We start from the raw sequence: 24031 nt of genomic DNA, 5'->3' as shown, positions 1-24031 counted from the left end.
TCCTGCTTTTATTCTTTATAAATGCAAATTCACAGGATAAAAGAGCTGTCAAATACTCAAAAACAATAACAACTTCGGATTTGAAGGATTATCTCTCTGTGCTGGCTTCTGACAGTCTGGAGGGGCGTGAAACCGGTGAAAGAGGTCAGAAAATGGCCGCCGCCTATATCGCCGAAAAATTCAACTCTTTTGGCCTGGAGGCTCCGGTAAAAACAGATGACGGTATGTCCTACTTCCAGAGCTACCCTCTGAAGAAAATGACTTACCGTACAGCCTACCTTAAAAAAGGTGAAGAAGTAAAAACCAACTTTGAGGATTTCATCTATAACTCCCGTGAGGAAACAATAGGTGAAGAATATGTGGACATCCTTTTTGCTGGTATTCAGACAATAGACAATCTGAAGAAAATGAACCTCAGCGGGAAGTTCGTAGCTGTGGTCACGCAAGAAATGGGCAACTGGAGGAAAGTGCTTGCTGAGGTCAAAGACCTGGATGCGGCAGGCATCATACTCATTGTGGAGGACGAAAGCAGATTTAGCTTCATCATGACCAGATATAGCAGGTATCTGCAGGGATCCAGAATGGCGCTGGAGTCCACCACCGCTGGTAACAAGATTATTATTGGTGACCCTGAGTTGGCCTCCTGGATGTTTGACATGCCATATGACAAACTAAAGGAAACAGGAAAGAATAAAAGCGCAAGGCTGATCCTCAATGCAGACATGCTGGTAGAAGACATCACCGCAGAGAATGTACTGGGGTTCCTCAAGGGCAGTGAGAAACCCGAAGAAGTGCTGGTGGTAACCTCACACTATGACCACATTGGTATTTCTGACAATGGCGAGATCAATAATGGCGCTGATGACGATGGATCAGGAACCTCCACAGTATTGGAGATCGCCCAGGCCTTTTCTGAAGCTGCAGCAAAAGGCATCAGGCCCAGACGAAGCATCCTTTTCATGACCGTTTCCGGGGAGGAAAAAGGTTTGCTTGGCAGTGAATATTATACAGAAAATCCGGTGTTCCCCATGGAAAACACCGTCACCAACCTGAATGTGGACATGGTGGGCAGAGTGGATGAAGGGCATGAGAAAACCCCCAACTATGTCTATGTGATAGGTGCAGATAAACTCTCGAAGGAGTTACATGACATTTCCGAAAAGGCCAATAACACCTACACAAAACTGGAGCTAGACTATACCTACAATGCAGAAACAGACCCGAACAGGTACTACTACCGATCTGATCACTACAATTTTGCTAAAAAGAATGTGCCTATCATCTTCTACTTCAACGGAACGCACGCCGACTACCATCGCCCCACGGACACAATCGAGAAAATTAACTTCGAACTCATGCAAAAAAGAGCGGAGCTTGTTTTCTTTACAGCCTGGGAGCTGGCCAACCGAGAGGACCGGGTTCGCCTGGATTGATTTAGAAATGAATAACACATGGCATCAAAGTACCTGATCAAAAACGCACAAATAGTTAATGAAGGCAGCATCCATTCGGCAGATCTGTTGATAGAGGGTCAGCGGATCGTAAAAATAGGAGCTGACCTGAAGGTGGATGGAGCAGTCCGGGAAATCAATGCAGAAGGAAAATACCTCCTGCCCGGCCTCATAGACGATCAGGTGCATTTCAGGGAGCCAGGGCTGACTCACAAGGCGGAAATCTACACAGAAGCCAAAGCTGCGGTGGCTGGTGGGGTTACATCTTTCATGGAAATGCCCAATGTCATCCCGCAAACTACCACTCAGGAACTACTGACAGCTAAGTATGAAATAGGAAGACAAAAATCACTGGCCAACTACTCCTTTTTCATGGGCGCCACCAATGATAACCTGGATGAGGTACTCAAAACCAATCCTGCAGAAGTCTGCGGCATCAAAGTGTTCATGGGATCCTCTACTGGCAACATGCTAGTGGACGATGAGAAAACCTTGGAAGAGCTTTATAAAAATGCCCCGATGCTCATTGCCACACACTGTGAAGATGAGGCTACCATCAGGCAAAATATGGAGCACTATGTGGCCCAATATGGAGATCAGATTCCCTTTGAGCTGCATCCGGTCATCAGGAGTGCTGAAGCTTGCTACAAGTCCTCCTCCATGGCTGTGGCCCTAGCCAAGAAACACAACACCAGGCTCCACATTCTACACATCTCCACGGGCATTGAAACCGCCCTTTTTGATAATACCCTCCCGCTTAAAGACAAGAGAATTACAGCAGAGGCCTGCATCCATCACCTGTGGTTTTCAGATCAAGATTATAAGAACAAAGCCCAATGGATCAAGTGGAACCCTGCTGTGAAAAGTGAAAGCGACAGGGATAAGATCTGGGAAGCCCTTTTGGATGACAGGATCGACATCATCGCCACGGATCATGCGCCCCATACCATTGCTGAAAAGAATAACCCCTACACCAAAGCACCTTCCGGTGGACCTTTGGTACAACACTCACTGACGGCCCTGCTGGATTTTTATCATCAGGGAAAGATCAGCCTGGAGAAAATAGTAGAAAAAGCATGCCATGCCCCAGCCGAGTGTTTTCAGGTGGCAGAGCGGGGATATATCCGGGAAGGTTATTTTGCTGACCTGGTGCTGGTAGACCTGCACAAGCCTTGGAAGGTTTCGCCAGAAAATATCCTGTCAAAATGTGGCTGGTCACCCTTTGATGGCCACACTTTTCAGTCATCAGTAGAGCAGGTTTGGGTGTCGGGACACCTGGCCTATGCGGAGGGAAAATTTGATGAAAGTAAAAAAGGAGCTCGACTTACTTTTGAGCGCAATTAATTTTTGCTAAAATCCTTGAATGCATTTACATTTGCATCCCAATTTAGACGGTGGTTGTAGTTCAGTTGGTTAGAACGCCTGATTGTGGTTCAGGAGGTCGCCGGTTCGAGTCCGGTCTTCCACCCTTTGCAAAAGCAGTTACATTTATTTGTAGCTGCTTTTTTTGTTTAAAAACATGGCGAACCACTCCATCAATCAAACTGTGGCTCAGAAGGTCGCCGGCCAGAGGTTGGCCCCGTCGAGTCCGGTCTTCCACCCTTTGCAAAAGCAGTTACATTTATTTGTAGCTGCTTTTTTTGTTTAAAACCATGGCGAACCGCTACAATGATCAAGCAATATTAGTGTGGGGTAACTCCATTTAGTTATATTTTGTAAACCCGATTAATGGACTGCGAATTTCGAAAGGAGGACAGGCGGGTGGGGCATCCAAGGCAAGTGTGAATCATTTTGACTTCAAAAGATCTTTAAAAAATCCCAAACACAATGAGTCAAAATGATTTTTTGCGTTGGTGCCTTTTCTTTTGCTTCGTTTTCTTTGGGCAAGCAAAGAAAATGAAGGGTAAGTAGCCAATCGGTTGGATTGAGTCATATGAAATGTCAGATTGCGGATCACAATCCATCTTTAAATATAATCTCCCCACAACTTTATTGCTTCAATTGATCAAACTGTGGTTCAGAAGGTCGTTTATTTGTAGCTGCTTTTTTGTTTAAAAGCATGGCGAACCGGTCCATTGATCAAACCGTAGTTCAGGAGGCCGCCGGCCAAAGGTTGGCCCCGTCGAGTCCGGTCTTCCACCCTTTGCAAAAGCAGTTACATTTATTTGTAGCTGCTTTTTTTGTTCTGATTGACCGGCTCTTCTAATATGGCTCTGATTGAGTGGTCACTTGCCTGTACTTTGGTGTTGGTCGCCATTTCTCCCCTCTTGAGAGGGGTCGGGGGTGTGTTTCTCTCTATCTAAAATATAATTTTCTATGGCCCTCAACACATTATTAATATCATGCATCACCTCTACATCTGCAAACCTCATCACAGTCAACCCCACTTCTTCCAAAGCCTTTTGCTTAATCTCATCCTTTTCTACCACTTCTTCAAAATTGTGGGTGTAGCCATCCAGCTCAATCACCAGCTCCAGTTCGTAGCAATAGAAATCTGCAATGTATTCCAGCAGTGGCTTCTGTCTATGAAAGTCATAGCCCATCATCTGCTTGCCCTTCAGGCATTGCCAAAGCCTGATCTCACTTTTGGTACTGTTGTTTCGTAGTTGGCGAGCAAGCTCTTTGAGCTTCGGATGATAGGGGATGATTTTTCTTCGCATGGTGGTGATTCTAAATTTATGAAAACACACCCCTTAATCCCCTCTCAAGAGGGGAAACTTTCTCTTAATAGCTTCTAATTGTGTGATCATTTTCAAGCTGAATTAACCAACCATTAAAACTCGCCGGGGTATCAGCCCATGTTTTTTACCCCACACTTTGTAAGGATCATTTTGCCCACACCCACCAAAAAACCTCCCTCCATTTGATTTTTGACCCGTCGACAGTACCTTGTCGATATGTTGAAAGACCTGATTCAGAACGTGTCCGACCTGTCCTTTCCGGTGGTTCACATCATTATTGGACTGGTGGCCGGAGTGATTATCAACTGGGTGGTCGCCATCAGCCTTACAATTACCGTAAAAAAAGCCAAATCCAACGACCTGCTAATTTTCAGAAAGTGGTGCAAAACGGCATTCAACACACTCGTGCCTGTAGCCTCCATTTTCATTGTCCTGAACTATGCCGAGGATACTGACACCAGCCGAATCCTGATTAAAACCTTTCTGATTCTGCTCATCATCGCTTCCGTCCACTTCCTGATCCGGGTACTTTACGCCATGGAAGACATCTTCCTCGATCGGTACGATATTGACAAAGAAGACAACCGCAAAGAGCGTAAGATTCTCACTCAGATCAATTTTCTCAAGAAGGTTTTTATAGTGGTCATTGTTCTTATTGGCTTTGCCCTGATCCTCCTGAGCTTTGAGGAAGGTCGTAAATACGGTCAGACCCTCCTCACTACGGCCGGTGTAGCCAGTGTTATCCTTGGGTTTGCAGCACAAAAGTCTATCTCCAATTTTCTGGCGGGAATCCAAATTGCTTTTACTCAGCCCATCAAGATGGATGATGCCGTGGTGGTAGAGGGTGAATGGGGATGGGTAGAAGAGATCAACCTCACCTATGTGGTGGTGCGAATCTGGGACTGGCGCCGGCTCATTCTGCCAATCACTTATTTTGTGGAGAAGCCCTTCCAGAATTGGACAAGAAACAAAGGGGAGATCATAGGATCGGTCATTCTCCATTTGGACTATCGCACCCCAGTAGAAAAACTTCGCAGCAAACTGGAAGAAATTCTGGAAACGGAACCCAACTGGGACGGTCAGGTGAAATCTCTCCAAATCACGGATACCAAAGAATATACCATGACGGTGAGAGCACTCATGTCAGCTAAAAATTCGCCTATGGCCTGGGATCTTCGGTGCAGCGTACGCGAAAAACTCATCGCCTTCCTGCAAAAGGAACACCCGGAAAGTCTTCCTGTCCAGAGACTGGATATTCACGCTACGGAAAAAAGATAAATTCGATTCCCTTCCATTTTATTTTTAGCTTTAGTAAGCTCAATGCCCTCTGAAATGGAAACATGCATCAACTGTAACCAGGAATCTGACGGAAACTACTGCCCCAATTGCGGGCAAAAGCTCCACCTGAAGAAACTCACCATCAGGTATATTTCTTCTGAGTTCACAGACCGCTGGCTCGGACTCGACACCAAGTTTACCCGATCAGCCTGGGGTCTGTTTTTGCACCCCGAGCAGGTGATCACGGCCTACCTCAACAGAAACAATGTGCGATACATCGGGCCCCTCGGGTATTACATAGTGATGACCGCCCTGATGCTCATTGCTTTCGAACTATTGGGTCTGGAAGTTGCAGATTTCATCAAATCGACCAACGAAAACCTGGGGCTGCCTCAAGGCTCCGGCAGTGAGCGACAGCTCGCCTTACAGGAGAACATCTCCGGGTGGATCTCCAGAAATTTTCGATTCGCCTCAGCATTTCTCATCCCGTTTTTGACCGTGGGGGTTCAGTGGCTATACCGAAAGAAAAGGAGCTTCCTGGAAAATCTGGTACTGATCACTTACCTCCAGACCCATACCATTTGGTTTCTTATCGTGGGCCTTTTGGCCTTCAAGTGGACTGGCTTTTGGGTTAGTCAGTATATGACCTTGGTCTCACTTATCTATTTTTGCTGGGCCCTTGGCCGCTTCGATGACGGGAAAATTACTTTCCGAAAGTTCTTCAAGGCATTGCTTACCTGGATCGTGAGTTACCTCCTCTTTATTTTCACCATTTTGCTGGTGGCTATTTTGATCGTCGTATTAGTGGGGGAGATTTAAAAAAATAATCGGTTAAATCTTGCCTATTTCTAACCCATGGCATGGATATTTCGTATTTTTACCTAAATTTCCATGTTCTGAAAAAGCTCGCTTCCATATCACTAACCGTTTTCTGTATGCTTTTGGCAGATTATGCCAGCGCAAGCACTAATGAAGAAGCGAGTAAAACCAAAAAATCCACTGAGGCTACATCCACAAACAATGCCGCCGAAAAGTCGGAGGAAACAACCTCAGCATCCGAGAGCACCAACACTGGTGGGGGGATGTACCTCAATCAAAATCAGGACTCAACCAATCTCAACTCCGTTTGCAAATTCAATTTCATCTTTTACTTTATTTATAAACTAAAGTACGACGAGGAGCCTCCTGGCAATGAATACCTGAATTACGAATTTTAAATTAACTGGTCTGAATAAAGGCCTCGAGTTCTTTTAAAGTAATCCTTCCCTCATAAAACGCCTTCCCGAAAATCACCCCGTAGATTCCCATATCCCGGAGTTTTTTCATATCATCAATATTTCGTACCCCACCACTCGCAAAAATGCATAGCTCCGGAAATTTGGAAGTCAGGTGCGCATACACCTCGAATGAGGGCCCTTCCAAAGCACCATCTTTAGAAATATCGGTGGTCTTAAGGTATTTCAATCCTCGATCATAAAAGTACTCTATGTGGGTATCCAGAGAAATTTGGGTTTCCTCCTGCCAGCCACCTATCCTGATCAATCCATTGAGCGCATCTGCACTCAGGGAGATTTTTTCGCGACCGTAGGACATGATCCAGTTTGCAAATAGTTCCTTATTGTTGGCGGCTATGGTGGCTGCGGCTATGCTCTCCGCACCAAACTCGAAGGCTTTGATGATGTCGCCATCTGTATGAAGCCCTCCGGCAAAGTTTACCTTGAGGTCTGTATGGCCCGAAATCAGCTCCAACGTGGGGTAGTTCACCGGTGAGCCCTTCTTAGCACCTTCCAGGTCTATCAGGTGAATCCGGTCTATCCCATGATCTGCAAACTGCTCTGCTACATCGAGGGGACTTACATCATAAACTTTTTCATTGGTGTAATCACCTTGGGTGAGGCGGGTTGTCCTGCCTTTGATCACAGAGATAGAAGGTACCAGTAGCATATACCAGATGGGGGTTTTGGGTCTAAAAAAGGGTGACTGATGCCGGAGCTCAGCTCACAAATATACAAGATGACCGCTAATTCAAATGCACCATTTTGAATCCTTCCCCATGCACAGTCAGCAACTTGAGCGAATCCTCCTCTTTGAGGTATTTTCGGAGTTTTGTAATGTAAACATCCATGCTCCGGGCATTGAAGTAGGAGTCATCCTTCCAGATTCTTTTGAGAGCCACCGTGCGTGTGACTGTCTGATTCAGATTTTCCAAAAACAGCTTCATGAGCTCATTTTCCTTGGTGGTAAGTTTCACCGCACCAGACGGCAGATGCAGCATGTTGCTCGCATACTGATACCTGAGTGCCCCCACGGTCACCTCCTCCGGCAACTCCCGGTCTGCATTGCTTTTGAGCGTGCGGTGCAGCACAGCCTTTATCCTCATGAGCAGCACCTCCATGCTGAATGGCTTGGTAATGTAATCATCCGCACCTATCTTAAAACCTTCCAGAATATCCTCTTTCATGGACTTGGCCGTCAGGAAAATGATGGGAATCTCCGGATCGATCTCCTTGATTTCAGCGGCTAGTTGGAATCCATCCTTTTTAGGCATCATCAGGTCCAAAATGCAAAGGTCAAAGCTCCCCGGTTTGAAAATAGCTGCGCCCTCCTCTCCATCCCGGCAAAGGGTGGTTTTAAACCCTTTCAGGTTGAGGTATTCACTGAGAATCTGACCCAGGTTTTCATCGTCTTCTGCTAAGAGTATTTTAGGTGTTTCCATGTTCGTTTGGTAAGGTGATGGTAAACTTACTGCCCTTCCCGGGCTCACTCTCTACAGAGATGGTGCCGTGATGAAGTTCCACCATATTTTTCACATAAGCCAGGCCAAGGCCAAAACCTTTGACATTGTGAATATTGCCGGTAGGCACCCGATAGAACTTCTGAAATATATGAGTGGTGGCTTCTTTGGTCATGCCTATCCCCCTGTCTTGCACAGCTACAGAGATGTCCCCCGCCTTATTGTACAGGCGAATCATGATTTCTGGTGCTGAGTCCGAATACTTGTTGGCATTGTCCAGCAGGTTCACGAGTATGTTGGTGAGGTGCGTTTTATCACCAAAAACGAGCTTATGGTCGGCATTATCAATCACTTTGATTTGCCCGGACCTGGCTTCTACCTGCAGGGCCGTTTTCTCCACGGCCCGCTCTACCAACTCCAGGAGGTTAAGGGACTCACTTTTGAGCTCAATATCGTTCCTGTCGAGTGCGGCCATCTGGAGCACACGCTCCACCTGCTCACCCAGCCGCTTATTCTCATCGCTGATCATGGCCAGATACCTGTCTTGCATGCCCTTCATCTGATTAATTTCCTTGTCACTAAGGGCTTCACAGGCCAATGAGATCGTGGCGATCGGCGTTTTCAGCTCATGGGTCATGTTATTGATGAAATCATTTTTCATTTCGGAGAGCTTCTTCTGCCGGAGAATGGTGCGGATGGAGTAGCCAAATGAACCCACGATCACCAGGATCAAAAATCCGGAACTTGCCATGGTCAGCCAGATCTTACGCAGCAGGAACTGTTGCTTTTCCGGGAAGTCCACCACCAGCCAGTTTTGTTCCCCTATCAGGTCATTGGGGAAAAGGCTTGCTTTGAGCTCGCTCTTTTCCAAGGCCCTTTTGGAAGCTCGGTTGTCCACCAGCAGGAATCGTTCGCTCATAGGGGAGACGATGGCATAATCAAAGCTAATGTCGATTCCCCGCTCCGCAAATTCGCTGGACAGCAGTGAATCCAATTGTTGAGGGTTAAACCTGGCCATAACAGACCGATCCGGAACCAGCATATTCTCCAGCACCTGAAAAACCATCTCAGATTTTCTCGTGGCCCGCTCCAGTCGCTCCTCCAGCAGCAGACGTTCGGCATCCTTCATTTCCTTACTATGCTGCCATGTCTGATGCCCCGGAGCACGTGGCTCAGGTACCCCCCGCAGTTGCTGCTCACCCCCCGAGCCTACCTGGAAGTCAAAAATTATGTCAAATCCCATCGCATCGTTTCGCAGGGTATCTTTGATCACTACCACGTCGGTGTTCTGAGGTGCAGCGCGAAACTGATAGCTCTGGGTGCCACCATAGGTCCTGGAAAAATAAACCGACTGGTTAAAGGCATATAATGCCTCCTGCTTTTCCAGTTTTTCGGAGACGGTATGCAGGGCCTCTATCACATCCTTTTTGAAGCGCTCCTCATTGGCCCGGATCACAGAGTCTATCCAGTACCACTGAAAGCCAATGAGCCCAAGCAGTGCCAGACTCATTAAAGTAACTACCCACCGTAACGTCGATCGCTTCATGCCTCAAATTTACGCTAAATGTGCCCGTACAGTTCGCTATTAACCATTTTTAACATTGATTAACCCCCTTTTAACAGTCGCGCATTGGCCCCCATCGTACATTAGCCCAGGATCAAACACACAAAGAATTCCATGATGAAATCAATCTTTACAAAACCAATGCTGGGATTTTTGCTGATGGTACTGCTCGGGCTCTACTCATCGGCACAGGAAAAAAATGACCAGGTGACAGTGAAAATTACCAAAGATATTGACGGTGATACACAGACGTTTGAAAAAACGTATGCCTCTGAGGAGGAAATGAAAGCTGATGCTGAGCTTAAGGAATTTATGGGAAAGGATGACCAAATGCGGGTTTGGTTTTCTGAAGATGCCAAAGGGCCCAAAATCATTGAACTGGAAGAAATGGGTGATGACCCCCACCGCTTCTTCTTTAAGTTTGGAGATGAGGACATGGCCCAAAACTTTCATTTTTTCGAGTCGGGGGACTCTGCCATGTCCTTTGACATTGAAATGGAGCGCTTAGGAGATGAATTCAGGAGTATGGAAAAGACCATTCGCAGACACTTCGAGTCGGCAGATGGGCATCGCTCCATGGCGTTTAGTTTCGGGGGTGATGACGATAAGTTTGACTGGCACTTCTCGGATTCACTTTCAGCGGAAATTCGCGAAAAGATGGATCGGGCAAGAGCTGAAAGCAGACGCGGGCACAGAGATTTTGAAGTCCGTGTATTGAAGAAAGTAGCGATCAGCGATGATGTGGAAGCATTCGGTAAAAAAGGAGCGGTGAAAACCAGTGACCAATTGAACCTGAACGACCTGCGCTATTTCCCCAACCCCGCTCCTGATGGTAGATTTCATTTGAAATTTGATACGCCGGAGCCCGGTGAACTTTCTATCAAAATTTACAACACCAATGGCAAGGAAGTATTCAACCGATATTTTGAAAAGTACGGAGGGCGCTATTCTGAGATGATTGACCTCTCGCAGCAAAGCGAGGGCATCTACCTTCTGGAAATTAGCATGGATGGCAAACGACTAACCCGAAAAATTGCGATCGACTAAAGAAAAGCCCACTCCATGGTGGTTTCTGATCTCCAGATCGGGATCTTCCTTCAGATATTTGCGAAGCCTGGAGATAAAGACATCCAGGCTTCTTCCTTTGAAGTAATCGTTCTCACCCCATATTTCCACCAGGATGGTTTCACGCTTCACCAGCTGATTTCTATGCTGAAGAAGCAGTTTGAGTAAATCTGCCTCCATTTGGGTGAGTTGAGCGGTGGACTGTGGGCCGATCACCAGCAGGTTGAGTTCATCAAACTGCAGTGTGCCGAGGGCTCCTTTCTTCTCTGAAACACCAGAAGTGGTCACCGATCTTCTCAGGAATACCCTGATCCGCTGCGTAAGTTCGGCAATGGAGAACGGCTTGGTGATATAGTCATCGCCTCCGATCTCAAACCCCTTCAGACGGTCCTGCTCCATTGATCGGGCGGTGAGAAATAAGATAGGCACCAGATCGTTCACTTTCCTGATTTCACTGGCCAGTGAGAACCCGTCCATCTTGGGCATCATTACATCTATCAGGCACAGGTCCACCGCTTGATTGCGAAAATGTCTGAGGGCCTCCTGACCATTGCCTGCTGCCACTACGGTAAACCCCTCTGTGATTAAATGATCTTCAATCACAAAAGAGAGATTGGGGTCATCCTCGGCCAGTAATATTCTGGGTTCTCTCATGATGCTTTTGGAAAGGTGAGGGTGAAGGTGGTCAGATCAGGACTGCTGACTACAGTAACTTTTCCATGCATGGACCTGGCGCCCTGACGCACAAAATAAAGCCCCAGTCCAAAACCCTTTACATCATGCAGGTCGCCCTGATGGATTCTGTAAAACTTTCTGAAAATTCTGGTTCGTTCCTTTCGGGGAATTTCCCGCCCATCGTTGCTCACCTTCACCTCCAGGAGGCCAGCCTCCTTGCTGGCAGTAAGCCTGATCAGGGATTCGCCATATTTAGCAGCATTGTCCAGCAAATTGAAAACAATGGTCTCGAAAATGGCTGGATCCCCCGAGATCGTGCATTCATCTGTCAGGTTGATTTTTTCATTCCATTGAATCCCTGGCAGAGCACGAAAGGGCTCCACGACACGGTCCAGCACCGCTTTCACCCTTATGGGCACCACCGCTTTCGACTTGCCATAGTCCAGAACTGAGGTTTCCAGAAGCTGATGTACATGCTTGTCCAGCCTACCCAACTCTGACCTCATAATGCGTGCATACTTTTTTTGCCGCTCACCGCTCGCTTCATTTTCCAGCACCTCGGCAGAAACCTGAAGTGTAGCTAATGGGGTTTTGAACTCATGGGTCATATTATTAATGAAATCCCGCTGGATTTCACTCAGCCGCTTTTGTTTTAGAATGACAAACAGTGCGTAGGTGAAAAATATCAGGATCAACAGTGTGAGCAAAGAAGTCAGCTGCCAAATACCCAGGCTGCTCACAATACCGGCTGTTTTCCCCGGAAAATAGATGCCAAAATAATATTCATCATTGATCAGCTTCGGGAGTTTTCCAGTAGGCTTGGTTTTACCGTTTTGATCCTGCATGGAGACAAAATCTCCATACACCATGCGATCCGTCTGACAATCGTACACTCCATACTCATAGTCCTGGGCTATCCCTCTTTTTTGCAACTCTGCCTTTAGCAAATAGTCCAGTGAAGAGAGGTCAATCTTATAATTAGTACGAGCAATGAAGTAGTTATTGGAAAGTTGATCAATGGGATCGCTAGACGGGATATCGTTGCCGTTCAGCTCACAGAGTGACTCCACCACATTGCGAAGCGCCATCTGTACCGATCTGTTGAACTGTTCCTCCTGTTTATTAATCGCCTCGCTTACCCAATACACTTGCACCACCAATATGGCCACCATAGACAGGGTGCCTAAAACCACTAAAAATCGGATCGGGGTGTTCTTCATCACCCTAAAATAACGGGATTCAAGTGGCTTTAGGAAATCCTTAACAACTCATTAACAATCATTAGGAATCCATTAACAGCATCTTAAACCAAGACCACAGACTTTTGATCAAATCAAAAAAAGTAAAAATCATGAGAAAAATTACGTTAACCATTTTGCTGGGAATCGCAGTAGCTGCGGTTGCCTCAGTAAGTCCGCTTACCTGGAAATCAACTTCACTGGATCTGGGGTCCGTGAAAGTCGGCACGTCACAGGCCATTGCCTTTGAGTTTACCAATGAGTCTGATAGTCCCGTGTATATACAGGAAGCCAAGGGTTCATGCGGATGCACCAAAGTGGAATTTCCAAAAGAAGCCATTGCACCCGGGGCCACGGCATCTATCACAGCCTCCTTTCAGTCCTCCAAGGTTGGGGTGTTCAAGAAGAACATCAAAATCAAAACCTCATCCTCTGAGGCGTACACCTATTTGTACTTTTCAGGAGAGGTGGTACTGTAAGGCCAAATAATTAAAAACCGGGCAGCCGCCCGGTTTTTTTATATCAGTTCTTATTCTATTTTTGCCCTCACGGTTCTACCCGGGAAGTTAGCTCAGTTGGTTTAGAGCATCGCCTTGACAGGGCGGGGGTCGCTGGTTCGAATCCAGTACTTCCCACTTTTTCTCCTCAGTTCAGTTGATAATTGAAGGCCTTTCTGTCCACCTCTCCATCTGCCAGCATGGCCAACTGTCGGTCTATCTTTTTTTCCAGCTCGACCAACATATGCAATTTGGAAGCATCTCCATATAGCCCCATGATGTTGGCATAGGTGGCCACTGCTCCATAAGAAGCAATTTTGAAATGCATAATATGCTGTAGGCTGATAATAATCGCTGCGTCCTTCACCTCTGGAGTAGCACATCGCTCCAAAATTTCGAGGGTCTGATCCTCCATGAGACGCACAGCGGCATTTTTTTCACCTCGCTTTTGCATAAACAGGTCGTTGAATACCTGCTTCAGTACCCAGTGGTTGTCATCTGTGGTCCGCTGATATTTGGTAATCAGCTTCACGAGCAAATGATTGGTCGCCAGTAGTCGCATCTTCTCCAGAAAAGGGACAAGTTGTATCTCTGCATCGTAAAGCTCGCGGAGTTGCTCTACCATCAGGTCGTTGAGGTCTAGTATCTTCTTCATGATTTCCTTATTTGATAAGGTGAAGGTAGACCCGTGTGCCCGGCAAAAATATGACGGATGTTAGCTCAGGAAATGATTAAGCTTCAAAGTGATACAGCAAAATCATGGTGGCTGTATAGGCTGGTTTTGGATTGCCTTCTATTTCCATTCTTGCTCCTACTTCGGCTTTGGTGATCCCACGCAAGTTGGTCAGGCTCTCTAAATGTGCTTTCAAAATCAACTTGCTCCCTACGGGTACCGGTTGATTAAACTTCAGGTTGTTCAGGCCATAGTTCACCATCATTTTTAAATTCTTGGCCGTAAGAATCTGTGCCCACATGTGAGGTACCAGAGACAGGGTAAGGTAACCATGCGCAATGGTCTGCCCGAAAGGACCTGCCTTTGCTCTTTCTTCATCCACATGGATCCACTGATGATCTAGTGTAGCATCGGCAAACTTATTGATCTGCTCCTGAGTGATCTCCAGCGCCTCTGACTGGCCTAAATCCTTGCCGATGTATTCTGTGAACTCCTCGTAACTTCCAATTTCTATCGCCATATTAAAAAAAGTAGATGATTTCGACGGGTGAAGTTAATAATCTTGGGATTATGTAAAAAATAAGCAGACAAAACATGTGAATTTCGGTTACGTTATTGAATATAGAGGCGCCTGAACTTACTCATCCAATATTTTGGGTTATTGTGCCGGAGCCACTAGATTTATTGATCATCAACCTTTCCCCCTAAAATTATGAAAATCAAGAACATACTCGTCCCTATAGATTTCTCAGAATGTTCCAAAAATGCACTGAAAATTGCCATCGGTCTGGCCAAAGATTTCGGGGCCAAAATACACATGGTCAATGCGGTGCATGTACATCATCCACATCCGGATTTTATTGGAGGGTCTCTGATGGACTCTATTATGGCTGATTATGAAAATCAGGTAAAAGAGAGTTTTGAAGAGTTGGAATCTGAGATCATAGAGCTCAACGACGTGCCCCACGAAGCTGATCGCTTCATTTCTTATCTCACTGATGCCATTTATTCAGAATCTGAGCGAAAAAACATTGACCTGATCGTAATGGGTACCAGGGCGCATCATGATAAAATAGAACACCTCATTGGCACCAGGGCCACAGACATCATCGAATCGTCCAAAGTTCCGGTCATTGTCATCCCTGAGAATGTAAAAACGTTCAAGCTGAAGAAAATTGGTTTTGCCTCCGACCTCTCAGAGGTGAAAAACTTTGAAAAACTAAAGCTCATCGGTACACTCGCCCGTCACTTTGATGCCAGCGTACTGATTTTCTCCATAGTGGAAGACCCGGAAAAACTCACCGCCATGGATCAAAAACTGATGCGTGAAATTTCCGAGCGATTTAAAGATGTCAACTGCTCTGCGCGCACTGTACAGGCAGATTCTATCAAAGAGGGGATTGTTAAATTCGCGGCATTCCATGAGCTGGATTTGTTAGCCATGATCCCCCGGCACAGGTCATTCTTTGAGCGGATTTTCCGAAGTTCTGTGACCAAAAACATTGCCATTGATGCGGACATACCCTTGCTTAGCTTTCACGAATAGCCTTTATGAGTTATGAGTTCAGGGATTTTGATGAGTCCCACTTTATCAAGCTGCATCAGGCATTTATAGGAGCCTTTTCAGAATACTTTGTGACATTTCAGCCTCCTCTGGAGCAGTTTAGAAATCGCATTTTCAATAAACTTCACCTTTCTCCTGAGCTAAGCATGATGGCCTGGCATGAGGATGAGGTGGTAGGCTTCATGCTGCACACGGTCAATGACTACCAGGGAAAAGTAACCGCCTACAATGGGGGTACTGGGGTTATTCCCTCGCATCAAAGAAGCCAGATTGCCACACGGCTCTATGAAATACTTCTTGGTCGCATGAGGGATCAGGGCACCATCTCCAGAGTACTGCTGGAGGTGGTGGAACAAAACACAAAAGCCACACAGTTTTATGAATCATTGGGATTTCAATTCACCCGGGTTCTCAGATGTTTTAGCCTGAAGGGAGAACTCCCGGACCCAGATCCGCACATAAAAGTGAAAAAATCTGATCAGTTCAAATCTGTCTATCAGGAGCACATTAGTTTTCAGCCCTCCTTTCTCGATAGTACCAATCAGCTTCCTCATAACCTGGCCAATGAAATCATCATAGAAGCCTGGGTGAGTGAAACCCTGGCAGGCCATCTCGTCTTTCAACCTCAAAATGGGCGAATAAGTCAGGTGGCGGTACATGAAGATTTTCGCCAACGGGGTGTGGCATCCGCGCTTATGAAAAACGCGCTGCTGCTCTCCAGTGACCCAAACCTCACCGTGATGAATATCCCTGAGGATGAGCACCCCACCATAGAAGCACTGAAAGCCATGGGTTTTCACAATGAATTGAACCAATTTGAATTGGAATTGATAATTTAGGGCATGCTGATAAGTGAGGTTGCTTCCATTCTCTCCGCCGAATTCATTAACCCATCCCACGACTTTGAGGTGGATACACTTGTATATGACTCACGAAAAGCCTCCAGCAGCACCCACGAGCTATTCATCGCACTGCCGGGCACCCATCACGACGGGCATGATTATATCCCCTCACTCTACCAGCTAGGCATCAGAAGCTTTCTTATCTCCAAACGGATCAACCCCAGGGACTATCCGGAAGCCGCTTTTCTGTTGGTCAGTGACACATTAGTGGCACTCCAAAACCTGGCCACCTATCACAGGAAACAGTTTGACCTCCCCGTGGTGGGGATCACAGGGAGCAATGGCAAAACAATCGTGAAAGAATGGCTCGCAACCATACTGGAACAACAGTGGAATGTCATCAAAAGCCCAAAAAGCTACAATTCACAGCTTGGAGTACCCATGTCCGTATGGAACCTGGAAAAGACCCACCAGGTAGCGGTATTTGAAGCCGGAGTATCCAGGACAGGAGAAATGGAAGCCCTGGAAAGAATCATTCAACCCACGCTGGGGATTTTCACCAACATCGGGAATGCCCATGCCTCCGGGTTTGAAAGCCCGGAAGCCAAAATTGCAGAGAAGGCTTTGCTTTTTGCCCACTGTGAAAAACTTATCTGCCGGCTGGACCATACCTCCATCGTAAGGCAGCTTGGAAATCTGAAAGCGACGCTGATCACCTGGGGAATCAGCCAGCCCGAAGCCAGTATCAACATCGTTCCCTCGGGATCGTATTTCAATTTCCATTACCAGGGACAGCAGTCGACTTTCAGCATCCCTTTTAGCAACCCATTCGATCTGGAAAACATTTTCCATGCCATCACTGCGGCATTGGTCCTTGGCGAATCCAACACTCACATTCAACAAGCGGTCAACAAGCTGAAGCCCGTGCCTATGCGACTGGAGCTGAAGCGGGGCAATAACAACACTCACATACTGGACGACAGTTACAACAATGATTTTATGGGCCTGAGTATCGCACTGGACTACCTCCGCCAGCAACCTCAGAAGCAACGTAAAACTGTCATCCTTTCGGACATGCTGCAGTCTGGCAAAGACCCCAAGGTGCTCTATAGTGACATCAATGCCCTTTTGGAAAAGCACAGCATCGATCACCTGATAGGCATAGGCCCAGACATAGTGCAAAACCAGGCGGCCTTCTCCATGCCGTTCGAGGGGTACCTCAGTACCCATGATTTTCTCAGGAGTGCTCCTGCCTTCACCAATGAAACCATTCTGGTGAAGGGTGCCCGCGATTTTGAACTGGAGCGGGTGGTTCATTTTCTGGAAGAAAAGAATCATGGCACTATCCTGGAGGTAAACTATGAGGCCATTACTCATAACCTAAAAGTGTACCGCCAGCAGCTGAAACCTCAAGTGAAACTGATGGTGATGGTGAAAGCTTTTGCCTATGGGGTGGGTGTGGAGGAAATCGCACACCTGCTACAATATCACAAGGTGGATTATCTGGGGGTGGCCTACCTGGATGAGGCGGTGACACTAAGGCGCAAAGGCATCACACTTCCCATCATGATCATGAATGTGGATTGGAGCAGCTTTGACCTTCTGGAAACTTTTCATCTGGAACCCGAAATCTATAGCCTTTCCATGCTCCGTTATTTTCTGGAGGTGACGGACAACCCGCCACCCGTCCACCTGAAGATAGAAACCGGAATGAACCGTCTGGGCTTCCGGTCAGAGGATCTGGATGCCCTGATGACCATACTCCATCAAAATCCACAACTGAAAGTATCGGGCATTTTCACACACTTCTCCAGCTCCGATGCTGCGGATGAAGACGATTTTACACGAAAACAGGCAGCCACGTTTGATCAAGCCTATGAAAAACTGGCTGAGGCCCTGGGCTACTCCCCTATCAAACATGCCCTCAACTCCGCGGGCATTATGCGCTGGCCTGCATTTCAGTTTGACATGGTCCGGCTGGGCATCGGCCTTTATGGGTTTGACAGCTCAGGCACTACCAATCAGTTAAAGCCAATCAGTACACTTAAAACCAAAATCTCGCAGATCAAGCCCGTCAAAGAAGGTGATAGCATCGGCTATTCCCGAATGGGCAGAGCCGATCGCGAGGGAAGCATCGCTATCATAGCCATCGGCTATGCGGATGGTTACAGTCGGTTATTCGGCAATGGCAATGCCTACGTGATGGTAAACGGGCAAAAAGCGCCGACTATTGGCAATATCTGCATGGACATGACCATGATAGATGTGACCGGTCTGGACGCCAGGGAGGGCGATGAGGTGATCATCTTTGGAGCGCAACCTAACATCCGGGAACTGGCCCAATGGGCACAGACCATCCCCTATGAAATCTTGACCAATGTCAGTCAGCGGGTGAAAAGGGTGTTCGTGAGTGAGTGAGGTTTTTAAGGTCTAAGTGCCGGCTTTATTGACCTTTTTATTTGAGAATCATTTTCCAATTCAGTCTACTGCCTCCCTTGGCCATTTCCAGGCGAACCAAACAATTAAAATGGTGATTAAACTTTCCAGAAAGGCAAGAAAGGCGTAAAAGCTGTACCACGGGGTTAATGAATTAACACCTATTAATAACATCATGAGTGTAAATAAGATTCCGAAAAAAACATTCAAAAACCTATTCACTCTCGGGTTCAGTAGAATAGACAATGCAACCATAAGAGAAGGAATTGCCAGGATGATTGAGGCAATTAACAATTTGGACGGGCTATCTAATACGTTGACTCCAGTTATGAGGCTATCCACTTTTTCTGGCACATATAGTTCAAAATAGTCACCATATAAGTAGCAAAACACTACTGAGGTCCACAGTGCTGAAAGTTTTATTTTGATGTTTACTCTTGGGTTGTCTAACATTCTATTTTAGTATGAATTCCTTCATGTAGATGTTGAAATTCGGAAAAGGGTTGCTTAGGGTAAAGTAGTGAAGTGCTAATAGAATGCAACAATCAAAACTCAGAATCCTCTCTCATCGAAACAACCCCCACCGCACGATTGCAATTCAATCCCTCAATTCTTCCATTTCTGCAAGTGCTAAATCCAGTTTCTTTATAATTCGTCCGTAGACAATTTTTACATCTCTCCTATGAATCTGCTTACTAAAAAGGCTCATCAAGAGGGCCATAATGATAACGACAATAGTGGTATAGGTATGAAGGCCAAAGAAAACATTGTTTGAGTTTTCTGCAACCATTTGCCGCTTGTCGGCAAATACATCAGAGAACCAAATCCCAAAGTAGAAAGCAAGGATGAAGAGGGGGTATACTACTTTGTACATTTTTCCATAGCGTTCGATGTTGTTCGAAATCCAATTTTTAAAGGATTTCAAAAAAGCGTAACTGCTTTGCCCCTTATCTATCCTTTCTAAGGCCTTCAGCTCGTGATAGGCTGTATAGGCCACGTATGACATCATGATAAACACCAGACTGCCAGCCAGCAAGGCTCCTACAAAATAGGAACCGATCAGCAGCAATAAAGAGCCTATAATGATTCCCCAAATGTTCATCAGGAACATCCTTTCGAATTTTTCGATAATGTGCATTGACTTCCTATTGTAGATGTCATTCACTCTGGGGGCTATTAATGCTCCGTTTTGTAAAAAACCTTCTTTCCACATGGCTTCAATTGATCTTTCCATCTAATAATTTTTTTAGCCGTTCTTTGATTCGTTTAACGCGAACCCCAATGTTATTGGGGTTGGTACCAATGATCTCTGCGATTTCCTGATAGGACTTTTCCTCCAGATAGAGCAAGATCACCCCCCTGTCCACTTCAGATAGCTGCCGGATGGCACTATATAGCTGTTCCAGAGCATCCTCTGTAAAAGCCCGGGGTTCATCGGATACTTCTGATGGCAAATAGCCTGAATCTAAATGTTGACGATTGTTTTTCTGCTTCTTCAGCAATGTCATACTTACATTCAGCGATAGTCTATAGACCCATGTAGACCATTCGGATTGCCCACGAAAGTTGTTTCTGCTTTTCCAGATTTGCAGGCACACCTCCTGGTAGTAATCTTCGAAATCTTCTTGTGTATTGGTATAGGCCCGGCAGATCTTGATGATCATGGCGGCATAAGGCAAAATCGATGAGGTGTAAAAGTCGTTGCTCACTCTGCTGATTTGGTGGCTAATGTACGATGTATTAAATCACCCTACCTGAAGCCATCGCTCGGGAATCCAGGGTACGCCCTATGATCAGGCCGATTACCATCCCTATGGAAATACCGGATGAAATCCCCAGAGATCGCTCTAAATCCGAAAAAAAGACTACTCCAAAGACAATTCCAAATGATGCTCCTAACCCCATGCCCAGACGAGTGTAGTATCCTTTGGTTGTCAGCGAAAAAGTATCTTTCAAAAATTGCTCAAACTGCCTGAATACTTTATTCCAATGTCTATTAGAGTGCGTGGTGGTTGAGTTCAGGTCAAAGGCATCAAGCGCCTCCTCGATGGATTGAACTTCGTCATCTGACATGTCTCTGTCTTCCAAACGGGTTAAAACTTGGATAAACTTCTGGTAAATCCTGACTTCAGATTTTTTCGTCGCTTCAGATTCCAGATTTCTGAAATGGTTAAGTGCGTCCTTTAACAGCATAATTTTAATCTTTTCTTGTTTAGTGGCTGAAGTCTAAGATTATTACACCCTGTTGGAATATTTTTTTAATTCATACACTCTAGAGGGCTTACTAACAGGATATAGGAGTAAGCTATAATGAATTCAAGGACCAGAGTCATGTCCAAGGATTATACTTGAGGAGCAGCTAGGTAAGCTCACCCCCCACAGCCAAGATTCTTTCTGAAAGCTTCGCGAGGTACCTCCTCTTTGTCCACCTCCTTGTGCTCCGAATTTTCCTCTTCCTGCTGAGCCTTCTTCTTCAGCTCCTCAAGTCGTTTTTTAGCTTTCTCTTCCTTTTCCTTATCCATATGCTTTTTAAAACCCACCATTGTATGATCCGGTTTCCTCCTTCACGGAATTTAAAGCAAAATCTTCACATCTTTGCGGCATGAAGCGAGACATAACAGACCTCAGAATCGGTGTTTTGGGTGGCGGCCAGCTGGGCCGAATGATGCTCCAGTCAGCCACAGATTTCAACCTGGAGATCCATATGATCGACCCTGACCCCAGCGCTCCTTGTGCCAAAATCGCCCATAGCTTCGTGCAGGGTGACCTGCAGGATTATGATGCCGTGATGGCGTTTGGAAAGCAAATGGACCTCATCACCATCGAAATAGAGGCCGTGAATACAGACGCTCTCAAGGCGCTGCAAGCTCAGGGCAAAAAAGTTTTTCCTCAGCCCGAAATCATCGAACTGATTCAGGACAAGCGCAAGCAAAAAACCTTTTATAAAGCCAACAGGATTCCCACGGCAGATTTCATCCTGACAGAAAACAAAGCCGAAGTGGCTCAGCACAGAGATTTCCTTCCCGCGGTGAATAAACTGGGCAAAGGCGGTTATGACGGCCGTGGGGTACAAGTACTCCGAAGCGAAAAGGACCTTGACAAAGCTTTCGAAGCACCCTCGCTACTGGAGAAGCTTATTGACTTCAAAAAGGAGCTGAGTGTAATCGTGGCCCGGAGCGCTTCGGGTGAGGTAAAGTGCTTTCCATTAGTGGAGTTGGTCTTTCACCCACAAGCCAATCTGGTGGAGTTTTTATTCGCCCCGGCAGAAGTGTCCGCAGCCATAGAAGCAGAAGCTCAGCAGCTGGCCGAAGACGTGATCACCAAACTAGACATGGTAGGGCTGCTAGCGGTGGAGATGTTTCTCACCCAAGACGATCAGCTCCTGGTGAATGAGATCGCTCCACGTACGCACAACAGCGGGCACCATACCATTGAAGCGAACATCACCTCACAGTTTGAGCAACACCTCAGAGCTATTTTGGACCTCCCCCTGGGTGCCACAGACCTGATCAAACCTGCGGCCATGGTGAATGTACTGGGTGAAGATGACTACACCGGTGCTGCACGCTACGAGGGCTTGCATGAACTGATGGCTATACCGGGTGTTCACCTGCACCTGTACGGGAAAAAGATCACCAAGCCCTTCCGCAAAATGGGACACATTACCATCACAGACGAAAACACCATAACTTTAAAGGAGAAAGCCCTTCAGGTAAAAGAAATTTTAAAAGTAAAAGCATGAGCAATCCACAGGTAGGCATCATCATGGGCAGTCAGTCAGACCTTCCGGTCATGTCTGAGGCCGCAGAAATATTGGAAGAACTGGGTATCGAGGTAGAAGTGACCATTGTCTCGGCACATCGTACGCCACACCGCATGCTGGAGTATGCCGAAAATGCCGCCGCCCGTGGACTGAAAGTGATCGTGGCTGGCGCCGGAGGCGCCGCACATCTGCCTGGCATGGTGGCATCACTTACCACCCTGCCGGTAATAGGCGTGCCTGTAAAATCCAGGAATTCCATAGATGGCTGGGACTCGGTACTCTCCATCCTGCAAATGCCTGGCGGCATTCCGGTAGCCACCGTAGCACTGGATGGTGCCAAAAACGCCGGTATCCTGGCCGCAGAAATCATTGGAGCTTTTGTCCCGGAGGTATCTAAAAAACTCGCAGACTACAAGCGCTCACTCAAAGAGAAAGTACTCGAATCTGCCCAGACCCTGGAAGCCAGAGGCTGGAAATCAAATAAGATTGGATTCTAAAGGCCTGCTTAGTGCTCGCTCTCTACCAACTCCGGCTTCTTAGGGAAGATCAGAGACAGTACGATGGAAGCAAACAGTAAGAAGATAATTACTCCAAAGGACAGGAAGATAGGAATGGTGATATGCTCCACCCCGAAAATCGTACCCAGGGCATCTTGCAAAATCTCCATCTCCAGCATCATTTTGGCTCCTATGAAGATCAAAACGACCGAGAGGCCTTTTTGAAGTAGATAGAACTTGTCCAGTACGTTCGCTAGAAGGAAAAACATCGCCCTCAGCCCCATTACTGCAAAGATGTTGGAAGTATAGATCACAAATTCATTTTGCGAAATCGCAAATGCCGCAGGTATTGAGTCCACCGCGAAAATCAAATCCGTAGACTCAATAAGGATGATCACCAAAAACAATGGCGTGAAAAGCCTTTTCCCATTTTCTTTGACCCAGAACTTTCCATCCGCAGTGTTGGTAGTGAATGGAAATATTTTCTTAGCCCATTTCATAACGGGATTTTTCTCAGGTTCTATTTCCATATCCCCTTCTTCGCTGAAGATCTTCACCCCTGAGTAGATCAGGAATGCTCCGAAGATGTAAAGTATCCAGTGGAACTGTGCGATGAGGAATGCCCCCACGAATATGAAAATGGCCCGAAATACAATGGCTCCCAGTATCCCCCAAAAAAGAATATTGTGATAATATTCTTCCTTCACATTGAAATACCGGAGGATGAGCAATATCACGAAGATATTGTCAATAGAAAGGGCTTTTTCGGTAACGTACGCCGAGAAAAACTCAAACGAGGCTGTAGGGCCTTCACCGTAGAAGTAGATCACCATGCCATAACACACCGAAACAGCCACCCAGAACAAACTCTGTAGCAGGGCTTCACGTTGTGTTACTTTTTGATGTGCCTTGTGGAAAAATCCCAAATCCACCAAGAGGAACAAGATGATTATGACGCCAAATACTCCAAAGAGCAGGCCTTCATTTTCACCAGAGAATAAGGTTAACAGCATAAGTCACGATATAATATTTTAGGGCGCCCCAAAGCTGGATTTTGGTTTCACAAAGTAAGT

General features: G+C 46.4%; 26 protein-coding genes and 2 tRNA genes. 14 read left to right on the top strand and 14 right to left on the bottom strand.

Annotation, left to right across the window (positions count from 1 at the left end):
- The first annotated feature begins 80 nt into the window (after positions 1-80).
- The 3 genes from GV030_RS12405 (at position 81) to GV030_RS12395 (ending at position 2920) form a co-directional block, all read left to right on the top strand.
- Complete coding sequence (locus tag GV030_RS12405) at positions 81-1433, top strand: M28 family peptidase (protein ID WP_159582630.1); 1353 nt, start codon at positions 81-83, stop codon at positions 1431-1433.
- 18 nt (positions 1434-1451) lie between these two features.
- Positions 1452-2795, top strand: coding sequence for a dihydroorotase (locus tag GV030_RS12400; protein ID WP_159582629.1), 1344 nt, complete (start codon positions 1452-1454; stop codon positions 2793-2795).
- Between the two features lie 49 nt (positions 2796-2844).
- Positions 2845-2920, top strand: a tRNA-His gene (locus GV030_RS12395).
- Positions 2921-3676: 756 nt separating this feature from the next.
- On the opposite strand, the gene GV030_RS12390 is transcribed toward GV030_RS12395, so the two are convergent.
- Positions 3677-4111: an endonuclease domain-containing protein gene (locus GV030_RS12390; protein WP_159582628.1), complete on the bottom strand. Its 435-nt coding sequence runs from the start codon at positions 4109-4111 to the stop codon at positions 3677-3679.
- Between the two features lie 237 nt (positions 4112-4348).
- Here GV030_RS12390 and GV030_RS12385 point away from each other — a divergent pair, with 237 nt between their 5' ends.
- The 3 genes from GV030_RS12385 to GV030_RS12375 all read left to right on the top strand — a co-directional run bounded on the left by GV030_RS12385 (position 4349) and on the right by GV030_RS12375 (position 6627).
- Positions 4349-5410, top strand: a complete 1062-nt coding sequence (locus GV030_RS12385; protein WP_159582627.1) for a mechanosensitive ion channel family protein — start codon at positions 4349-4351, stop codon at positions 5408-5410.
- A 54-nt stretch (positions 5411-5464) separates the two neighbouring features.
- The gene (locus GV030_RS12380; protein ID WP_159582626.1) at positions 5465-6229 is read left to right on the top strand and encodes a DUF3667 domain-containing protein; all 765 of its coding nucleotides are present in this window, start codon (positions 5465-5467) and stop codon (positions 6227-6229) included.
- A gap of 116 nt (positions 6230-6345) precedes the next feature.
- Positions 6346-6627: a hypothetical protein gene (locus GV030_RS12375; RefSeq protein ID WP_159582625.1), complete on the top strand. Its 282-nt coding sequence runs from the start codon at positions 6346-6348 to the stop codon at positions 6625-6627.
- 1 nt (position 6628) lies between these two features.
- Here the strand turns inward: GV030_RS12375 and GV030_RS12370 are convergent, their stop codons facing one another.
- The 3 genes from GV030_RS12370 to GV030_RS12360 all read right to left on the bottom strand — a co-directional run bounded on the left by GV030_RS12370 (position 6629) and on the right by GV030_RS12360 (position 9690).
- Complete coding sequence (locus GV030_RS12370) at positions 6629-7354, bottom strand: HisA/HisF-related TIM barrel protein (RefSeq protein WP_159582624.1); 726 nt, start codon at positions 7352-7354, stop codon at positions 6629-6631.
- Between the two features lie 76 nt (positions 7355-7430).
- Positions 7431-8126 carry a response regulator transcription factor gene (locus tag GV030_RS12365; protein WP_159582623.1) on the bottom strand — a complete coding sequence of 232 codons (696 nt, stop codon included), beginning with the start codon at positions 8124-8126 and terminating at the stop codon, positions 7431-7433.
- On the bottom strand, positions 8113-9690 hold the full coding sequence (locus GV030_RS12360) for a sensor histidine kinase KdpD (RefSeq protein WP_159582622.1): 1578 nt from the start codon (positions 9688-9690) through the stop codon (positions 8113-8115). Before GV030_RS12360 ends, GV030_RS12365 begins: the two co-directional genes overlap by 14 nt.
- Positions 9691-9822: 132 nt before the next feature.
- Here GV030_RS12360 and GV030_RS12355 point away from each other — a divergent pair, with 132 nt between their 5' ends.
- Complete coding sequence (locus GV030_RS12355) at positions 9823-10755, top strand: T9SS type A sorting domain-containing protein (protein WP_159582621.1); 933 nt, start codon at positions 9823-9825, stop codon at positions 10753-10755.
- Here the strand turns inward: GV030_RS12355 and GV030_RS12350 are convergent.
- Positions 10729-11427, bottom strand: a complete 699-nt coding sequence (locus GV030_RS12350; RefSeq protein ID WP_159582620.1) for a response regulator transcription factor — start codon at positions 11425-11427, stop codon at positions 10729-10731. The two genes, GV030_RS12355 and GV030_RS12350, sit on opposite strands and share 27 nt — an antisense overlap.
- Positions 11424-12668 carry a sensor histidine kinase KdpD gene (locus tag GV030_RS12345; protein WP_159582619.1) on the bottom strand — a complete coding sequence of 415 codons (1245 nt, stop codon included), beginning with the start codon at positions 12666-12668 and terminating at the stop codon, positions 11424-11426. The genes GV030_RS12350 and GV030_RS12345 overlap by 4 nt, the downstream gene beginning before the upstream one ends.
- 131 nt (positions 12669-12799) lie before the next feature.
- Between GV030_RS12345 and GV030_RS12340 the strand changes: the two genes are divergently transcribed.
- Together GV030_RS12340 and GV030_RS12335 are read left to right on the top strand one after the other, a co-directional pair.
- On the top strand, positions 12800-13165 hold the full coding sequence (locus GV030_RS12340) for a DUF1573 domain-containing protein (RefSeq protein WP_159582618.1): 366 nt from the start codon (positions 12800-12802) through the stop codon (positions 13163-13165).
- Positions 13166-13246: 81 nt separating this feature from the next.
- A tRNA-Val gene (locus GV030_RS12335) sits at positions 13247-13321 on the top strand.
- Positions 13322-13331: 10 nt separating this feature from the next.
- On the opposite strand, the gene GV030_RS12330 is transcribed toward GV030_RS12335, so the two are convergent.
- Positions 13332-13838 (bottom strand): ferritin-like domain-containing protein, encoded by a 507-nt coding sequence (locus tag GV030_RS12330; RefSeq protein ID WP_159582617.1) that lies wholly within the window; start codon positions 13836-13838, stop codon positions 13332-13334.
- 76 nt (positions 13839-13914) lie between these two features.
- Positions 13915-14376: a MaoC family dehydratase gene (locus tag GV030_RS12325; protein WP_159582616.1), complete on the bottom strand. Its 462-nt coding sequence runs from the start codon at positions 14374-14376 to the stop codon at positions 13915-13917.
- 192 nt (positions 14377-14568) lie between these two features.
- On the opposite strand from GV030_RS12325, the gene GV030_RS12320 reads away from it, so the two are divergent.
- From GV030_RS12320 to GV030_RS12310, 3 genes are read left to right on the top strand one after another with little or no spacing between them, the layout of a single operon-like run.
- A complete protein-coding gene (locus GV030_RS12320; RefSeq protein ID WP_159582615.1) occupies positions 14569-15402 on the top strand; it encodes a universal stress protein in 834 nt (277 codons plus the stop codon).
- A gap of 5 nt (positions 15403-15407) precedes the next feature.
- Positions 15408-16259 carry a GNAT family N-acetyltransferase gene (locus GV030_RS12315; RefSeq protein ID WP_159582614.1) on the top strand — a complete coding sequence of 284 codons (852 nt, stop codon included), beginning with the start codon at positions 15408-15410 and terminating at the stop codon, positions 16257-16259.
- Positions 16260-16262: 3 nt separating this feature from the next.
- Positions 16263-18680, top strand: coding sequence for a bifunctional UDP-N-acetylmuramoyl-tripeptide:D-alanyl-D-alanine ligase/alanine racemase (locus GV030_RS12310; protein ID WP_159582613.1), 2418 nt, complete (start codon positions 16263-16265; stop codon positions 18678-18680).
- Positions 18681-18740: 60 nt separating this feature from the next.
- Here the strand turns inward: GV030_RS12310 and GV030_RS12305 are convergent, their stop codons facing one another.
- The 5 genes from GV030_RS12305 to GV030_RS12285 form a co-directional block, all read right to left on the bottom strand.
- Positions 18741-19151, bottom strand: coding sequence for a DUF6326 family protein (locus tag GV030_RS12305; protein WP_159582612.1), 411 nt, complete (start codon positions 19149-19151; stop codon positions 18741-18743).
- A 145-nt stretch (positions 19152-19296) separates the two neighbouring features.
- Positions 19297-19932, bottom strand: coding sequence for a hypothetical protein (locus tag GV030_RS12300; protein ID WP_159582611.1), 636 nt, complete (start codon positions 19930-19932; stop codon positions 19297-19299).
- Positions 19916-20407, bottom strand: a complete 492-nt coding sequence (locus GV030_RS12295) for an RNA polymerase sigma factor (protein ID WP_159582610.1) — start codon at positions 20405-20407, stop codon at positions 19916-19918. The genes GV030_RS12300 and GV030_RS12295 overlap by 17 nt, the downstream gene beginning before the upstream one ends.
- Positions 20408-20438: 31 nt before the next feature.
- Positions 20439-20891 carry a hypothetical protein gene (locus GV030_RS12290; protein ID WP_159582609.1) on the bottom strand — a complete coding sequence of 151 codons (453 nt, stop codon included), beginning with the start codon at positions 20889-20891 and terminating at the stop codon, positions 20439-20441.
- Positions 20892-21067: 176 nt separating this feature from the next.
- A complete protein-coding gene (locus tag GV030_RS12285; RefSeq protein ID WP_159582608.1) occupies positions 21068-21220 on the bottom strand; it encodes a hypothetical protein in 153 nt (50 codons plus the stop codon).
- A gap of 80 nt (positions 21221-21300) precedes the next feature.
- Between GV030_RS12285 and GV030_RS12280 the strand changes: the two genes are divergently transcribed.
- Together GV030_RS12280 and purE are read left to right on the top strand one after the other, a co-directional pair.
- The gene (locus GV030_RS12280) at positions 21301-22440 is read left to right on the top strand and encodes a 5-(carboxyamino)imidazole ribonucleotide synthase (protein WP_159582607.1); all 1140 of its coding nucleotides are present in this window, start codon (positions 21301-21303) and stop codon (positions 22438-22440) included.
- Complete coding sequence (gene purE / locus GV030_RS12275) at positions 22437-22958, top strand: 5-(carboxyamino)imidazole ribonucleotide mutase (protein WP_159582606.1); 522 nt, start codon at positions 22437-22439, stop codon at positions 22956-22958. Before GV030_RS12280 ends, purE begins: the two co-directional genes overlap by 4 nt.
- An 8-nt stretch (positions 22959-22966) precedes the next feature.
- On the opposite strand, the gene GV030_RS12270 is transcribed toward purE, so the two are convergent.
- Positions 22967-23971, bottom strand: a complete 1005-nt coding sequence (locus tag GV030_RS12270; RefSeq protein ID WP_159582605.1) for a TerC/Alx family metal homeostasis membrane protein — start codon at positions 23969-23971, stop codon at positions 22967-22969.
- Positions 23972-24031: the final 60 nt, after the last annotated feature.

Origin of the sequence: Marinoscillum sp. 108 (genome assembly GCF_902506655.1) — a bacterium.
GTDB classification, from domain to species: domain Bacteria; phylum Bacteroidota; class Bacteroidia; order Cytophagales; family Cyclobacteriaceae; genus Marinoscillum; species Marinoscillum luteum.
This window is presented reverse-complemented; position numbering and strand designations above follow the sequence as displayed.

Bases quoted from the DNA above. Each gene is read 5' to 3' on its own strand.
- GV030_RS12400 (WP_159582629.1), top strand. From the start codon at position 1,452: ATGGCATCAAAGTACCTGATCAAAAACGCACAAATAGTTAATGAAGGC.
- GV030_RS12390 (WP_159582628.1), bottom strand. From the start codon at position 4,111: ATGCGAAGAAAAATCATCCCCTATCATCCGAAGCTCAAAGAGCTTGCT.
- GV030_RS12385 (WP_159582627.1), top strand. From the start codon at position 4,349: ATGTTGAAAGACCTGATTCAGAACGTGTCCGACCTGTCCTTTCCGGTG.
- GV030_RS12380 (WP_159582626.1), top strand. From the start codon at position 5,465: ATGGAAACATGCATCAACTGTAACCAGGAATCTGACGGAAACTACTGC.
- GV030_RS12375 (WP_159582625.1), top strand. From the start codon at position 6,346: ATGCTTTTGGCAGATTATGCCAGCGCAAGCACTAATGAAGAAGCGAGT.
- GV030_RS12370 (WP_159582624.1), bottom strand. From the start codon at position 7,354: ATGCTACTGGTACCTTCTATCTCTGTGATCAAAGGCAGGACAACCCGC.
- GV030_RS12365 (WP_159582623.1), bottom strand. From the start codon at position 8,126: ATGGAAACACCTAAAATACTCTTAGCAGAAGACGATGAAAACCTGGGT.
- GV030_RS12360 (WP_159582622.1), bottom strand. From the start codon at position 9,690: ATGAAGCGATCGACGTTACGGTGGGTAGTTACTTTAATGAGTCTGGCA.
- GV030_RS12355 (WP_159582621.1), top strand. From the start codon at position 9,823: ATGATGAAATCAATCTTTACAAAACCAATGCTGGGATTTTTGCTGATG.
- GV030_RS12350 (WP_159582620.1), bottom strand. From the start codon at position 11,427: ATGAGAGAACCCAGAATATTACTGGCCGAGGATGACCCCAATCTCTCT.
- GV030_RS12345 (WP_159582619.1), bottom strand. From the start codon at position 12,668: ATGAAGAACACCCCGATCCGATTTTTAGTGGTTTTAGGCACCCTGTCT.
- GV030_RS12340 (WP_159582618.1), top strand. From the start codon at position 12,800: ATGAGAAAAATTACGTTAACCATTTTGCTGGGAATCGCAGTAGCTGCG.
- GV030_RS12330 (WP_159582617.1), bottom strand. From the start codon at position 13,838: ATGAAGAAGATACTAGACCTCAACGACCTGATGGTAGAGCAACTCCGC.
- GV030_RS12325 (WP_159582616.1), bottom strand. From the start codon at position 14,376: ATGGCGATAGAAATTGGAAGTTACGAGGAGTTCACAGAATACATCGGC.
- GV030_RS12320 (WP_159582615.1), top strand. From the start codon at position 14,569: ATGAAAATCAAGAACATACTCGTCCCTATAGATTTCTCAGAATGTTCC.
- GV030_RS12315 (WP_159582614.1), top strand. From the start codon at position 15,408: ATGAGTTATGAGTTCAGGGATTTTGATGAGTCCCACTTTATCAAGCTG.
- GV030_RS12310 (WP_159582613.1), top strand. From the start codon at position 16,263: ATGCTGATAAGTGAGGTTGCTTCCATTCTCTCCGCCGAATTCATTAAC.
- GV030_RS12305 (WP_159582612.1), bottom strand. From the start codon at position 19,151: ATGTTAGACAACCCAAGAGTAAACATCAAAATAAAACTTTCAGCACTG.
- GV030_RS12300 (WP_159582611.1), bottom strand. From the start codon at position 19,932: ATGGAAAGATCAATTGAAGCCATGTGGAAAGAAGGTTTTTTACAAAAC.
- GV030_RS12290 (WP_159582609.1), bottom strand. From the start codon at position 20,891: ATGCTGTTAAAGGACGCACTTAACCATTTCAGAAATCTGGAATCTGAA.
- GV030_RS12285 (WP_159582608.1), bottom strand. From the start codon at position 21,220: ATGGATAAGGAAAAGGAAGAGAAAGCTAAAAAACGACTTGAGGAGCTG.
- GV030_RS12280 (WP_159582607.1), top strand. From the start codon at position 21,301: ATGAAGCGAGACATAACAGACCTCAGAATCGGTGTTTTGGGTGGCGGC.
- purE (WP_159582606.1), top strand. From the start codon at position 22,437: ATGAGCAATCCACAGGTAGGCATCATCATGGGCAGTCAGTCAGACCTT.
- GV030_RS12270 (WP_159582605.1), bottom strand. From the start codon at position 23,971: ATGCTGTTAACCTTATTCTCTGGTGAAAATGAAGGCCTGCTCTTTGGA.